General features: G+C 71.1%; 9 protein-coding genes. All 9 read left to right on the top strand.

Annotated features, from left to right (window positions below):
• Positions 1-155: 155 nt before the first annotated feature.
• Positions 156-2,924 (top strand): SpoIIE family protein phosphatase, encoded by a 2,769-nt coding sequence (locus tag PUR71_RS14260; RefSeq protein ID WP_329927343.1) that lies wholly within the window; start codon positions 156-158, stop codon positions 2,922-2,924.
• Between the two features lie 265 nt (positions 2,925-3,189).
• On the top strand, positions 3,190-5,793 hold the full coding sequence (locus PUR71_RS14255; RefSeq protein ID WP_443077444.1) for a SpoIIE family protein phosphatase: 2,604 nt from the start codon (positions 3,190-3,192) through the stop codon (positions 5,791-5,793).
• Between the two features lie 106 nt (positions 5,794-5,899).
• Positions 5,900-7,693, top strand: a complete 1,794-nt coding sequence (locus PUR71_RS14250) for an ABC transporter family substrate-binding protein (RefSeq protein ID WP_329927342.1) — start codon at positions 5,900-5,902, stop codon at positions 7,691-7,693.
• 221 nt (positions 7,694-7,914) lie between these two features.
• Positions 7,915-9,819, top strand: a complete 1,905-nt coding sequence (gene typA / locus PUR71_RS14245) for a translational GTPase TypA (protein ID WP_329927341.1) — start codon at positions 7,915-7,917, stop codon at positions 9,817-9,819.
• Between the two features lie 431 nt (positions 9,820-10,250).
• Entirely contained in the window at positions 10,251-11,876 is a 1,626-nt protein-coding gene (locus PUR71_RS14240) for a peptide ABC transporter substrate-binding protein (protein WP_329927340.1), read from the top strand.
• An 89-nt stretch (positions 11,877-11,965) separates the two neighbouring features.
• Entirely contained in the window at positions 11,966-12,910 is a 945-nt protein-coding gene (locus tag PUR71_RS14235; RefSeq protein ID WP_329927339.1) for an ABC transporter permease, read from the top strand.
• Positions 12,903-13,844: an ABC transporter permease gene (locus PUR71_RS14230; protein ID WP_329927338.1), complete on the top strand. Its 942-nt coding sequence runs from the start codon at positions 12,903-12,905 to the stop codon at positions 13,842-13,844. The genes PUR71_RS14235 and PUR71_RS14230 overlap by 8 nt, the downstream gene beginning before the upstream one ends.
• Positions 13,845-13,863: 19 nt before the next feature.
• Positions 13,864-14,913 carry an ABC transporter ATP-binding protein gene (locus PUR71_RS14225; protein WP_329927337.1) on the top strand — a complete coding sequence of 350 codons (1,050 nt, stop codon included), beginning with the start codon at positions 13,864-13,866 and terminating at the stop codon, positions 14,911-14,913.
• A partial coding sequence (locus PUR71_RS14220) for an ATP-binding cassette domain-containing protein (RefSeq protein WP_329927336.1) occupies positions 14,906-15,328 on the top strand: 423 nt, incomplete at its 3' end. The genes PUR71_RS14225 and PUR71_RS14220, both read left to right, overlap by 8 nt.

Raw genomic sequence — 15,328 nt, 5'->3', positions numbered from 1 at the left:
GCGCCGCGCCAGGTCGGTCAATCGGACAAGACGACCCGGAAGCCGGGATAGCCTGGGGTTCTGCTGGGTATGTCACTTTTCGGCACGTTTCGTCACCATCGGTGAGCCGCCCCAGCCGGCGGCGCCGATCCCGACCAGAGCCGGAGGCCCCGTCGGTGTCGAATACCGGTAACGGCGGCGGGGGAGTGCGGCGGACAGGCACCGCGGGGAGCGCCGCCGCCCGCGCCCGGCTGCGCCGCGGCGCCCGTCCGGCCGCCCCGCGGCCGTCCGCCGGCCGCCGCCGGGGCCGCGGGCCCGCCGCCGTCACCGAGGCCGCCCCGGGCGGTGCCGAGGCCGGCACCCCGCGGCCCGCGCCGACCCTCGACGTCCCCGGCAGCGGGGTCCGGCCCGGCCTGCGCAGCCGCCCCGGCCGCCCGTTCCCCGGCGGCCCCACCGAGCCGCCGGGCGGGCCCGGCGCCCCGGCCGAGGGCAGCCTGCTCGACATGCTGAAGGTCGCCATCGCGATCCTCGACACGGCCGGCCGCGTGGTGCTCTGGAGCCCCGCCGCCGAGGAACTGCTCGGCTGGCCGAACGAGCTGCTGGTCGGCCGCCGGATCGACGAACTCATCCCGGACCACGAGCAGGTCGTCCGGATCCAGGCCGCCATCCAGGACACCCTGCGCAACGGCCGCTGGGCCGGGCCCGCCGAACTGCGCGACCGCGACGGCGTGCCGGTCGCCGTGGACGCCCGGATCTCGTTGCTGGTGGACGGCGACGGCACCCCGTTCCTCCAGGTCAACCTGGCCGAGGCGGCCGCCGTCCGGGCCGTCGAGCGTGACCTCGCGGTGCGCGACGCGCTGTTCGAGCAGTCCCCGCTCGGCATCGCCGTCCTCGACACCGACCTGCGCTACACCGCCGTCAACCAGACCCTCGCCGAGATGAACGGCGTCGCCACCGACGACCACGTCGGCCGCACCACCGGCGAGACCCTGCCCGAGCGCGCCGCCGACGAGATCACCGCCATCCAGCGCCAGGTGCTGGCCACCGGCGAGCCGGTCATCGACGTCACCCTCGCCTCGCCGGTCACCGCCCGCTCCGGCTACCGCTCGATCTCCTACAGCCGGATGACCGACCGCTCCGGCCGGGTGCTCGGCATCTCCGGCACCGTCATGGACGTCACCGAGCGCTACCGGGCCGTCGCCAAGGTCGAGCACGCCCGCCGGCGGCTCTCCCTGCTCAACGAGTTCGGCTCGCGCGTCGGCGACCTCCTCGACGCCGCCCGGATCGCCCAGGAGCTGGCCGGCTCCGTCGTCCCCCGGCTCACCGACCACTCCGCGGTGATCCTTCTGCAGGCCGTCGCCCACGGTGACGACCTGCCCCGGCACGGCCACGACCGGCGCACCTCGCTGCTCCAGCTCGGCACCGCCTCCGTCCAGGACGGCCCCGAGGTCGAGGTGATGCTGCGCCGCGGCGCCCGGATCACCTTCGCCGAGGACTCCGCCTGCGGCCGGGTGCTGCGCACCGGTGTCCCCGAGCTGCTCTCCGGCGCCGACCAGCTGAACGACGTCACCTACCCGGGCGACCCGAAGATGCAGGCCGCCCACGACCTCGGCGTGCACTCGATGCTCGTCGTCCCGCTGCGCGCCCGCGGCATCGTGATCGGCCTGCTGCTGGTCAGCCGGGCCGGCTACCGCGAGGGCTTCGACCGGGACGACCTCGCCTTCACCGTCGAACTCGCCGACCGGGCCGGCAGCTCCCTCGACAACGCCCGCCTCTACGCCCGCGAGCGCACCGCCGCGCTCACCCTCCAGCGCACCCTGCTCCCGCAGCAGGTCCCGCAGCCCACCGGGGTCGAGGTCGCCTACCGCTACGTGCCCGGCTCCAGCGGCACCGAGGTCGGCGGCGACTGGTTCGACGTCATCCCGCTGCCCGGCGACCGCACCGCGCTGGTCGTCGGCGACGTCATGGGCCACGGCCTGCGGGCCGCCGCGACCATGGGCCGGCTGCGCACAGCCGTCCGGGTGCTCGCCGCCCTCGACCTGCCGCCGGACGTACTGCTGCGGCACGTCCACGAGCTCGCCGACGACCTCGCCCAGGGGCCGGACGAGGCGCTGCTCGCGACCTGCGTCTACGCCGTCTTCGACCCCGGCACGGCCCGGCTGACCGTCGCCAAGGCCGGGCACATCCCCCCGGTGCTCGTGGTGCCCGGCCAGGAGACCGAGGGGCCGACCCGCACCGGCAGCCTGCTGCCCGGCGGCACCGGCCGGATCCTCGACCTGCCCTCCGGCGCCCCGCTCGGCGTCGGCGGCGTCCCGTTCGAGTCGGTCGAACTGAAGATCCCCGAGGGCAGCCTGCTCGCGCTGTGCACCGACGGCCTGGTCGAGTCCAGGGACAAGGACCTGGACGTCGGCCTCGGCCGGCTGGTCACCGTCCTCCAGGCGCCGCACGCGTCCATCCAGGCCGCCTGCGAGGCCGTCCTCGACACCATGGAACAGGGGCGCGAGCCGGACGACGTCGCGCTGCTGCTGGCCCGGCTCGGCCACGGCCAGGCCGGCACCCCGACGGCCGGCTGGACGCTGCCCGCCGAGCCCACCGCGGTCTCCCGGGCCCGGCGGCTGGTGCGCTCCACGCTCGCCGAGTGGGGCGTCGAGGCGCTGACCGACACGGCGGAGCTGCTGGTCAGCGAGCTCGTCACGAACGCCGTCCGGTACGCCAGTGCGCCGATCGGGGTCCGGCTGACGCTCGGCGAGACGCTGCTGGTGGAGATCTCCGACCCGCTGCCCGACCCGCCGCGCGAGCGGCACGCGGCCGAGGCCGACGAGGGCGGCCGGGGCCTGGAGCTGGTCCGCCGGCTCGCGCTGCGCTGGGGTGCCAGGGCCGAGGGCATCGGCAAGGTGGTCTGGTTCGAGCAGGCGCTCCCGGGTAATGAGCCCGACGAGCCGTGAGGCGCGCAGCGGGCGAGGGCGTGAGCCGGCGCGGAGGACCAGCGGGACGCGAGTAGAACGGGGCTGCATATGCCACCTGGCGGCCAGGGGGAGCGCGCACTCCGGAAGGGGGCGCGGGCGTGGCATTGTGGTTGCGCGGGTGGTAGGACAAAAACCTTCGCCCGATCTGATGTTGTGATGTTGAGGGCGTGTGAACGTACCCCTCGATGATGAATACTCGGTCTTCTCGACATCCGGACGGTCGCGGGTTGGAGGGGTCGGTCCGTTGAACAGCACCCCGGCGCGGAACGCGCCGAGCAGCAGCGGTCATGCCGCCGTGCCCGGGCAGGCCGGTTCACCGCACCTGCCCGCCCCGGCGGTGGCCCGCGCGGCCGCCGCGGCCGAGGGCCGCAACGGCGCCGCCGCTGCCCACGCCGGCACCCACGCGGGCGCCGGCTCGGTCTACGACTACATCCGGGTCGCGACCTTCGCGATCGGCCCCGACGGGCGGATCAGCCAGTGGAGCGAGCGCGCCGCCGAGTTCTTCGGCGTCCCCGCCACCGACGCGCTCGGCGCCGACCCGATCACCACGTTCGTCCCGCGCGAGCTCTGGCAGCGCGGGCGCGCCCGGCTGGAGCGCACCCTCGGCGGCGAGGAGTGGACCGGCACCACCCCGTACCTCGACGCCGCCGGCGGCGAGGGCCTCGCCGAGCTGTACCTGATGCCGGACACCGCCCTGCCCGCCGGCGCCACCTGTCTGGCCGTCGACCTCGGCCGGCTGCGCCGGGTGGAGACCGACCTCGCCGCCTCGGAGGCGGTTTTCGGCCAGACCCCGACCGGCTTCGTCCTGTTCGACGACCGGCTGCGCCTCCAACGCGTCAACGACGCCTTCGCCTCCGGCATGGGCCTCGCCCCGGTCGACCTCGAGGGCCTCACCCCGCACGACCTCTTCCCGCCCTCCGAGGCCGACCGGCTCAGCGCCGCCCTGCGCAAGGTCCTCGCCACCGGCGAGCCCGTCTTCGACCTGCGCTTCCACGGCGTCGTCCCCACCCGCGAGGGCAACCGGCTCTGGGCCGTGTCGCTCTACCGCCTCAACGGCGCCGCCGGGCAGCCCATCGGCGTCGCCGGGCAGGTCTCCGACGTCACCAGCCGGCACGTCGCCGAGCGCGAGGCCGACGGCGTCCGCCGCAACCTCGCCCTGCTCAACGAGGCCAGCGCGCACATCGGCTCCACCCTCGACCTGGAGACCACCGCCAAGGAGCTGCTGGACGTCGTCGTCCCGCCGTTCTGCGACCTCGCGACCGTCGACCTGTACACCGCGCTGCTCTCCGGCGAGAGCGTCCCGAGCGCCGGGCGCCTGGGCGACACCGTCCTCACCGACGGCAGCGGCGAACTGCGCCGGGTCGCCGTCTCCAGCGTCGTCGGCGGCGCCTCCTCGGTGCTCGGCTCGGTCACCGGCCTGCCCATCGCCGAGGCCGGCGGCACGCTCTGCTACCCGCGCCGCTCCCCGCACGCCCGCGCCCTGCGCACCGGCCGCAGCGTCGTCCCCGAGCCCGGGCCCGACCCGCTGCTGCGCTCCACGCTGATCGTCCCGCTGGTCGCCCGCGACCAGGTCCTCGGGCTCGTCCAGCTCTCCCGCGCCATCGGCAGCGAGCCCTTCGACGCCCGCGACGTCGCCATCGCCGAGGAGCTCGTCGCCCGCGCCGCCGTCTGCATCGACAACGCCCGGCTCTACCGCCGCGAGCACGAGCGGGCCCTGATCCTCCAGCGCAGCCTCCTGCCGCCCGGCAACCCGGCCGCCAGCGGCCTGGAGATCGCCTGCCGCTACCTGCCCAGCAACAACAACACCGAGGTCGGCGGCGACTGGTTCGACGTCATCCCGCTGCCCGGCAACCGCACCGCGCTCGTCATCGGCGACGTCATGGGCCGCGGCCTGCGCGCCGCCGTCGCCATGGGCCAGCTGCGCACCGCCGTGCGCACCCTCGCGATGCTCGACCTCGACCCCGCCGAGGTGCTCGGCGCCCTCGACGAGATCGCCCGCGGCCTCGGCGACGACTCGGTGCCGGCCGGCCCGGCCAGCCCGTACGGGCGCCTGACCTCGACGGCCGACGAGGAGGCCCGCGAGGTCTACCTGGCCACCTGCGTCTACGCCGTCTTCGACGCCGTCACCCGGCGCTGCGTGTTCGCCAACGCCGGCCACCTGCCGCCCGTCCTGCTCAGCCCGGGCGAGCCCGCCCGGATGCTCGACGTGCCGCCCGGCCTGCCGCTCGGCGTCGGCGGAGAGCCCTTCGAGGAGGTCGAGCTGACGCTGCCCGACGGCGCCGTCCTCGGCCTGTACACCGACGGCCTCGTGGAGAGCCGCAAGCACCAGCTGGACGAGGGCCTGCGGGCCTTCCGCACCGCGCTCTCCGCCGAGGGCAAGGGCCTGGAGGACCTCTGCGACCACGTCCTCGGCGAGCTCAACCCGCACCACGGCGAGGACGACATCGCCCTCCTGATGGCCCAGGTGCACGCCTTCCCCGAGGACAGCGTCGGCAACTGGTTCCTGCCGCCGGAGCCCACCTCCGTCGCCAAGGCCCGCGAACTCGCCTGCAGCTGGCTGCTCGCCCGCGGTCTGGACGAGCTCGTCGACACCACCGAGCTGCTCGTCAGCGAGCTGGTCACCAACGCGCTCAAGCACGGGCGCGGCGAGATCCGGCTGCGGCTGCTGCGCGACCGCGGCATGGTCTGCGAGGTCTGGGACGACGGCTACGCCCAGCCCCGCCAGCGCCGCGCGCAGGAGACCGACGAGGGCGGGCGCGGCCTGCAGCTCGTCAGCCTGCTCGCCGAGCGCTGGGGCAGCCGGCGCACGCCCAAGGGCAAGATCGTCTGGTTCGAGCTGGCGCTGTGACGCGGACCCGGCCACGGCGCCGGGGATCGGCCGTCCGGGTGCAGTCGCCCGGTGCTCCGACGTGTCGGCGCGGGCGCGCCCGGCCGGTCGGCGTTCGATGGCCGCCATGCGCGTCCGCCAGCTCACCGCCGCAGCCGCCGCGCTGCTGCTCGCCGCCGCCCTCGGCGGCTGCTCCGACCGCCCGGCCCCGGCGCGGCCCCCGGCCCCCGAGCCCGTCCCCGAGGTCAGCGCCGCCACCGGGGACGTCCGGCCCGCCGACCGCGCCGCCGTCCGGGACGGCGGGACGCTGCGCTGGGCGGTGGACCGCGTCCCCGCGACGCTCAACGTCTACCAGCCCGCCGCGACCGGCGACTCGGCACTGCTCGCCCACGCCCTCTACCCGTCGCTCTTCCGGCCCGACGGGCACGGGCGGCTCGTCCCCGACCCCGACTACCTGGCCGGCGCCGAGTCCACCCCGCCGGGGCGCCAGCCGCAGGTCGTCACCTACCGGCTCAACCCGCACGCCGTCTGGAGCGACGGCACCCCGCTGACCGCCGCCGACCTGATCGCCCAGCGGGCCGCGCTCTCCGGCCTCGACCCGGCCTACCAGGGCGGCCACCCGGCCGGGTACGACGCCATCGACTCGATCGGCCAGGGCGCCGACCCGCACGAGGTCAAGGTCACCTTCCGGCGGCCCTGCGCCGACTGGCCGGCCCTCTTCGGACCGCTCTACCCGGCCGCCGAGACGTCCACCGCGGCGGCGTTCAACCAGGCGCTCGCGGGCGGCGGCCACCTCAGCGCCGGGCCGTACGTGCTGTCCCGCTACGACGCCGAGGACGGCCGGGTGACGGTGGTGCGCAACCCGCTCTGGTGGGGCGAGGAGCCGAAGGCGGACCGGATCGACTTCCTCGCGACGGCCCCCGAACGGCGCCTCGACGCCCTGGACCAGGACCGGCTGGACATCGCCCCGGTCACCGTCGCGGTGGACCGGGCGCTGCCCCCGGCGCCGTCCGCGAGCCCCTCCGCGGCCGCCGCGCCGCCCGCCGCCGCCCCCGAGGCGGCCGCGCTCGCCCTGCGGCGGGCCGAGTCCCTGCCCGGGATCACCGTGCACCGGGCCGCCGCCGCCTCCCTCACCCAGCTCACCTTCAACGCGGCCCGGGCCCCGCTCACCGACCCCGCGCTGCGCCTCGCCCTCGGCCGGGCCGTCGACCGGCGGCGGGTGGCCGCCGCGGCCCTCACCCCGCTCGGCATCGCCCCGGCCGCGCTGGGCAGCCACCTCTTCGCGGGTGACCAGGACGGCTACCGCGACAACAGCGCGTCCGCCGGCCCCGCCGACGCCGCCCGGCTCTTCGACGAGGCCGGGTGGAAGCGGCCGGACGGCGGCGGCCCGCGGACCAAGGACGGCAAGCCGCTCGCCCTCGCCCTGCTCGTCCCGGCCGGCTCCGCGACCGCCGAGCGCACCGCCGACGCCCTCACCGCCGGTCTCGCCGAGCAGGGCGTCGCCCTGCGGAAGGTGACCGCGTCCGCCGACAGCTTCGTCAAGGACCACCTCGCGGTGGGGGACTACGACCTCGCCCTGTTCTCCTGGCCGGCCGGCCCCAGCCCGGCGAGCGAGCAGCGGCCCGCCTACGCCAAGCCCCGGCCGGACCCCGACGGCACCCTCGACCCGGGCAGCAACTACGCCCGCAGCGGCACCGAGGAGATCGACCACCTCTTCGACCGGGCGGCCGGCGAGCTCGACCGAGCCACCCGTCTGGACCTGCTCCAGGAGGCGGACGTCCGGATCTGGCAGCTCGGTCACTCGGTGCCGCTCTACCAGCGGCCGGAGCTGGTCGGGGTCCGCTCGGGCGTGGCCGGGGCCGGGGTGTGGGGCTTCGACTGGCCGCGCTTCCAGGACGTCGGGTGGGCCGTGACGCCGTAGTCCGGCGTGACCTCGCTGTGATCTTGATCCCGCCGGACGGGCTCGTTTCTGCCCCGGTGCGCCCTTCCCCGTACCATAGGAGAAAGCCGAGGCATGTCCAGATGCCCGGCGGGTGGACCGGTAGTAGCAGGCGAACGGGTGGCAGCGGCCGATCAGCGGCCGCAAGTGCGCGTCTCGCGGCCGGGCGCCGTAACCCACGATTCCGGGAGAATCCGCTAGGCATGCCCACGCGCAACGACATCCGTAACGTCGCCATCGTCGCCCACGTCGACCACGGCAAGACCACCCTGGTCGACGCCATGCTCAAGCAGGCCGGCGCCTTCGCCGCCCACCAGCAGCTCGACGACCGCATGATGGACTCGAACGACCTGGAGCGCGAGAAGGGCATCACCATTCTCGCGAAGAACACGGCGGTCAAGTACCACCCCAAGGACGGTGGCGCGCCGATCACCATCAACATCATCGACACCCCGGGCCACGCCGACTTCGGTGGCGAGGTCGAGCGCGGTCTGTCGATGGTGGACGCGGTCGTGCTCCTCGTCGACGCCTCCGAGGGCCCGCTGCCGCAGACCCGCTTCGTGCTCCGCAAGGCGCTCACGGCCCGTCTGCCCGTCATCCTGTGCATCAACAAGACGGACCGCCCGGACTCCCGGATCGACGAGGTCATCAACGAGACCTACGACCTCTTCCTGGACCTGGACGCCGACGAGGACCAGATCGAGTTCCCGATCGTCTACGCCTGCGCCCGTGACGGCGTCGCGTCGCTGACCAAGCCGGAGGACGGCACCGTCCCGGCCGACAGCACCAGCCTGGAGCCGTTCTTCTCCACCCTGCTGGAGCACGTCCCGGCCCCGAGCTACGACGAGGACGCGCCGCTCCAGGCCCACGTCACGAACCTGGACGCCGACAACTTCCTCGGCCGCATCGCGCTGCTGCGCGTCGAGCAGGGCGAGCTGCGCAAGGGTCAGACCGTGGCCTGGATCAAGCGCGACGGCTCGATCCAGAACGTCCGCATCTCCGAGCTGCTGATGACCGAGGCGCTCACCCGCAAGCCGGCCGAGGTCGCCGGCCCCGGTGACATCTGCGCCGTCGCCGGCATCTCCGACATCATGATCGGCGAGACCCTGGCCGACCCGGAGAACCCGGTCGCGCTGCCGCTGATCACGGTGGACGAGCCGGCCATCTCGATGACCATCGGCACCAACACCTCGCCGCTCGTCGGTCGCGGTGGCAGCGGCAAGGGCGCGGACGCCAAGTCCGGTGCCAAGGTGGACCGCAAGGTCACCGCCCGCCAGGTGAAGGACCGCCTGGACCGCGAGCTGATCGGTAACGTCTCGCTGCGCGTCCTGGACACCGAGCGCCCGGACGCCTGGGAGGTGCAGGGCCGTGGTGAGCTGGCGCTGGCCATCCTGATCGAGACCATGCGCCGCGAGGGCTTCGAGCTGACCGTCGGCAAGCCGCAGGTGGTCACCAAGGAGGTCAACGGCAAGACGCACGAGCCGGTCGAGCGCCTCACCGTGGACGTCCCCGAGGAGCACATGGGTGCCGTCACCCAGCTCATGGGCGTCCGCAAGGGCCGGATGGACAACATGTCCAACCACGGCTCGGGCTGGGTCCGCATGGAGTTCGTCGTGCCGTCCCGCGGCCTGATCGGCTTCCGCACCGAGTTCCTCACCAGCACCCGAGGCACCGGCATCGCCCACTCGATCCACGAGGGCCACGAGCCGTGGTTCGGCACGCTGACCACCCGCAACAACGGCTCGCTGGTCGCCGACCGGGCCGGCGTGGTCACCGCCTTCGCGATGACCAACCTGCAGGAGCGCGGCGTGCTCTTCTGCGAGCCGGGCACCGAGGTGTACGAGGGCATGATCGTCGGCGAGAACTCGCGCTCCGACGACATGGACGTGAACATCACCAAGGAGAAGAAGCTCACCAACATGCGGTCCTCGACCGCTGACGTGGCCGAGTCGATCGTCCCGCCGCGCAAGCTCTCCCTGGAGCAGTCGCTGGAGTTCTGCCGCGAGGACGAGTGCATCGAGGTGACCCCGGAAACGGTTCGCATCCGCAAGGTCGTCCTCGACCAGAAGGACCGCGGCCGCACCGCTTCGCGCGCCAAGAAGGCGTGATCCTGACGGTTTGATCGGCCTTTGGCCGGAAAGCTTCGCCCCCCTTTCCACTGGAGAGGGGGGCGAACTTTTTCAATCACCCCAAGTTGTCGATGCGCGTATAAACGGAATAGCGCCTATCACACTGGGGTGTCCGCTGAGCGAACATGACAGTCCGTCATTCATGACGACTGTCCGTTTGGTACCTGTCTGGCTATGTCTCATATGTCCGGTTTTCGAAACTTACCGACCGTTCATGTGACCTAATTGAGATCGGCAGTGGTCACTTTCGTGTCCGTGCGTGACGGATAGTGGAGCCAGTCAGGCTCGGGTCAAGGGTTAACGCGCAGGGGTGCGCGCCGAAACCACGAGCGCGGACGGCACAGCGGATCCGGTATCAACCAACCGCGGTGCTCTCCTCGTTGGATAGTCGATTTCAGGAGGCATCCCCCATGCGTGGTGCAACCCAGACCAAGTGGCTCGTCGCGGCGACCGCGATCGCCCTGGCCGCGACCGCTTGCAGCACCAGCTCGAAGAGCAGCGACTCGGCCTCGAAGGACGGCGGCAGCATCGCCGTCCAGTCCGGTGAGCCCCAGCACGGTCTGGTTCCGCAGAACACTGCGGAGTCCGAGGGCACCGAGATCGTGTACAACCTCTTCACCGGCCTGGTCAAGTACGACATCCAGACCAACGCGCCGAAGCTCGACATGGCCGAGTCGATCGACTCCCCGGACTCCACCGTGTGGACGATCAAGCTCAAGGACGGCTACACCTTCCACAACGGCGAGAAGGTCACCGCCAAGTCCTTCGTGGACGCCTGGAACTGGGGTGCCAACCAGGACAACGCCGCCGAGGGCCTGCCCTTCTACGACAAGATCCTCGGCTCCGAGGAGCTGGCTCCGGGCAAGGGCAAGACCCCGACCGCCAAGGAGCTCAAGGGCCTGAAGGTCGTCGACGACAAGACCTTCACCGTCACCCTGAAGGCGCCGTTCTCGCAGTTCAAGACGATGCTGGGTTACAACCCGTTCTACCCGCTGCCGACGGCGTTCTTCAACGACCCGAAGGCGTTCGGCGAGCACCCCATCGGCAACGGTCCCTTCCAGATGGACGGCGACTGGGAGCACAACAAGCAGATCAAGGTCAAGCGTTACGACAACTACGGTGGCACCAAGGCCCACCTGCAGAGCGTGACCTTCAAGATCTACGACAACCTGGACACCGCGTACAACGACCTGCGCGCCGACAACATCCAGGCCACCAACAAGCTCCCGATCTCCGCGATGTCCACCGTCGCCAGCGAGTTCGGCGACCGCTACATCAACAAGCCGGAGTCGGGCATCGGCTACATCGGCTTCCCGATCGCCTACAACCCGGCCTACCAGAAGCCGGAGATCCGCAAGGCGATCTCGATGGCGATCGACCGCGACTCGATCACCAAGACGATCTTCGCCGGCACCCGCGTCCCGGCCTCGGACTTCGTCAGCCCGCTGATCAACGGCTACCGCAAGGACGCTTGCGGCGACGCCTGCAAGTACGACCCGGCCAAGGCCAAGGACCTCTTCACCCAGGCCGGCGGTCTGCCGAACAACACCCTGGAGCTCGGCTACAACGCCGACGGCGGCCACAAGGAGTGGATCGAGGCCGTCGGCAACCAGCTGAAGAAGAACCTCGGCATCGAGGTCACCTTCAAGCCGTTCGAGAAGTTCGGCAAGATCCTGGACGCGCTGCAGGCCAAGCAGTACCAGGGCGCCTTCCGCATGGCCTGGTCGATGGACTACCCGTCGATCGAGGACTACCTGCGCCCGATCTTCTCGAAGGTCGCCATCGACAGCGGCTCGAACTACGGCGGTTACGTCAACGACCAGTTCGAGAACCTGCTGAACCAGGCCGACGCCGCGAAGACCGAGGACGAGGGCATCAAGCTCTACCAGCAGGCCGACGACATCCTGATCAAGGACATGCCGTACATCCCGGTCTACACGTACCAGTCCTCCGCTGCGTACACCAAGAAGATCAAGAACTTCAACACGGATGCGCAGATGCGCTTCGACCTGGCTGCGATTGAGATGGCCGGCTGATCCGGTAGTCAGACGATCGGGGGCGGGTGGACCGGACCACAGTCCGGCTCCGCCCGCCTCCCTTCCTTGTCCGAAAGTATGGAGGTCTGATGGGCCGCTATGTGATCCGCCGGTTGATACAGGCGATCCCTGTTCTCATCGGTGCGACGTTTCTGATCTATTTCATCGTCTTCTCGCTGCCGGGTGACCCGGTGCAGGCGCTGGCAGGTGAGAAGCGCGCCGACCCGATCGTGGCGGAGATGATCCGTCAGAGGTACCACCTGAACGATCCGTTCCTCGTTCAGTACTGGAACTACATCTCGGGTGTGTTCCAGGGCAACCTGGGCGAGAGCCTGACGGGTCGCAGCGTGAGCGACATGATCGGTGAGGCCTTCCCCTACACCCTCAACCTCGGCCTGGTGGCGTTCGTCATCGAAACGGTCGTCGGTGTGGCGGCGGGTGTCATGGCGGCCCTGCGCAAGGGCAAGTTCCTCGACCAGCTCGTGCTCCTCAGCACCCTGCTGGTCATCTCGGTGCCGGTCTTCGTCACCGGCTTCATCCTCCAGCTGGTGCTCGGCGTCCAGCTGAAGAACTCGTACGGCATCGACTTCTTCTCGGTCTCGTTCAACGAGGACGACGGGCTCCGCGCCTACCTGCTGCCGGCGTTCGTGCTCGCGTCGCTCTCGCTCGCGTACGTCGCCCGACTGACCCGCACCAGCCTGATGGAGACCATGCGCGCGGACTACGTCCGCACCGCCGTCGCCAAGGGCCTGAAGCGCCGTCGGGTGATCGGCCGGCACGCCCTGCGCAACGCCCTGATCCCGATCGTCACCTTCCTCGGCGCTGACCTCGGTGGCCTGATGGGCGGCGCGGTGATCACCGAGAAGATCTTCAACATCCACGGTATCGGCGGTCTGCTCGCCCAGGCCGTGTACCAGAAGCAGGGCACGATCATCGTCGGCGTCGTCACGCTGCTGGTGCTGATCTACCTCCTGACCACCCTGATCGTGGACATGCTGTACGCCGTGCTCGACCCGAGGATTCGCTATGAGTGACACCATCACCAAGGACGCCTCGGCGCCGGCCGGGGACAACAACCCGAAGGCCGCGCCGGCGAAGGATCAGAAGCCGGAGCGCGTCGCCAGCCTCTGGTCGGACGCGGTCCGCGACCTGCGCCGCAACCCGCTGTTCATCATCGGCGGCGTGCTGGTGCTGGCGCTGATCGTGATCTCGATCGTGCCGCAGTGGTTCACCGACGGCAGCCCGTTCGACAACAACGCGTGCGACCTGTCGCACTCGCTGGAGCGTCCGAGCGCCGACCACTGGTTCGGCTACGACGTCCAGGGCTGCGACAACTACACCCGCACCATCTGGGGCGCCCGCAACTCGATCATCGTCGGCATCCTGACCACCACCCTGGTCACCGTGGTCGGCTCCCTCCTCGGCCTGCTGGCCGGCTGGAAGGGCGGGATCATCGACTCGGTCCTGTCGCGGTTCACCGAGATCTTCTTCTCGATCCCGACCCTGCTCGGCGGCATGCTGATCATGTCGATGCTCGGCAAGGGCAACGCCTACACCGTCTCCCTGGTGATGGCCGTCCTCGGCTGGCCGCAGATCTACCGCATCATGCGCGCCTCGGTGCTGGCGAACAAGAACAACGACTACGTGATGGCCGCCCGCGCCCTGGGCGCCGGTGCCGGCCGGATCACCTTCCGGCACATCCTGCCGAACGCCATCGCGCCGGTCATCGTGGTCGCCGCGATCAGCCTGGGTGTCTACATCGGCGCCGAGTCCGCCCTGTCGTACCTGGGCATCGGCGTCCAGTCGCCGGAGATCTCCTGGGGTCTGATGATCAGTGACGCCCAGGTCCGCTTCCTGGCGGCCCCGCACGTGCTGCTCTTCCCCGCCGCGGTCCTGAGCGTCACCGTGCTGGCCTTCATCATGCTCGGCGACGCGGTGCGCGACGCCCTCGACCCGAAGCTCCGCTGAGAGAAGAGGTGACGACCCGATGACCACCGTGATCGAGAAGAACCAGAAGAGCGGCCGGCTCGAAGTTGGCACCCCGCTGCTGGAGGTCAAGGACCTCCACGTGGAGTTCCACACCCGGGACGGCGTCGCGAAGGCCGTGAACGGAGTCAACTACTCCGTGGCCGCCGGTGAGACCCTGGCGGTGCTCGGCGAGTCCGGCTCCGGCAAGTCGGTGACCGCCCAGACCATCATGGGCATCCTCGACATGCCGCCCGGCAAGATCAGCCAGGGCCAGATCCTCTACCGCGGCCAGGACATGCTGGCCATGAAGGAGGAGGAGCGCCGGCTGATCCGCGGCCAGAAGATCGCGATGATCTTCCAGGACGCGCTGTCCTCGCTGAACCCCGTCATGACCGTCGGCGCCCAGCTGGGCGAGATGTTCCGGGTGCACCGCGGCGCCTCCAAGAAGGAGGCCCGGGAGAAGGCCATCGAGCTGATGGAGCGGGTCCGCATCCCCGCCGCCAGGCAGCGCGTCGGCGACTACCCCCACCAGTTCTCCGGCGGCATGCGCCAGCGCATCATGATCGCCATGGCGCTCTCCATGGAGCCCGACCTGATCATCGCCGACGAGCCCACCACCGCCCTGGACGTGACCGTCCAGGCCCAGGTGATGGACCTCCTCGCCGAACTGCAGGCCGAGTACAACATGGGCCTGATCCTGATCACCCACGACCTCGGCGTGGTCGCCGACGTCGCGGACAAGATCGCCGTCATGTACGCCGGCCGGATCGTCGAGACGGCCCCGGTGCGCGACCTGTACGCCAACCCGGCGCACCCGTACACCAAGGGCCTCCTGCGTTCCATCCCGCGCCTGGACCAGAAGGGCCAGGAGCTGTACGCGATCAAGGGTCTGCCCCCGAACCTGCTGAAGGTCCCGGCCGGCTGCGCGTTCAACCCCCGCTGTGACGTCGCCACCGACCTGTGCCGCACGGAGATCCCGGCGCTGCACCAGGTGACCGACAAGGACGGCAAGGAGCTCACCGGCCGCCGCAGCGCGTGCCACCTCTGGAAGGAGACCCTCCATGGCTGAGCCCATCCTGGAGGTCAAGGACCTGGTCAAGCACTACCCGCTGACCCAGGGCATCCTCTTCAAGAAGCAGGTCGGCGCGGTCAAGGCGGTCGACGGCATCTCCTTCGACCTGATGAAGGGCGAGACGCTCGGCATCGTCGGCGAGTCCGGCTGTGGCAAGTCCACGCTGGCCAAGGTGCTGATGAACCTGGAGCGGGCCACCTCCGGCCAGGTGCTGTTCAAGGGCGAGGACATCTCCAAGCTGACCGGCCAGGCCCTCAAGGCCGTGCGCCGCAACATCCAGATGGTGTTCCAGGACCCGTACACCTCGCTGAACCCGCGCATGACGGTCGGCGACATCATCGGGGAGCCGTTCGAGATCCACCCCGAGGTGGCTCCGAAGGGCGACCGCCGCAAGGCCGTCCAGGACCTCCTG

This window comes from Streptomyces sp. SP17BM10 (genome assembly GCF_036322405.1).
Classification (GTDB): Bacteria; Actinomycetota; Actinomycetes; order Streptomycetales; family Streptomycetaceae; genus Kitasatospora.
Note: the sequence above shows the minus strand (reverse complement) of the source record. Positions and strands in the feature narration are given on the sequence as shown.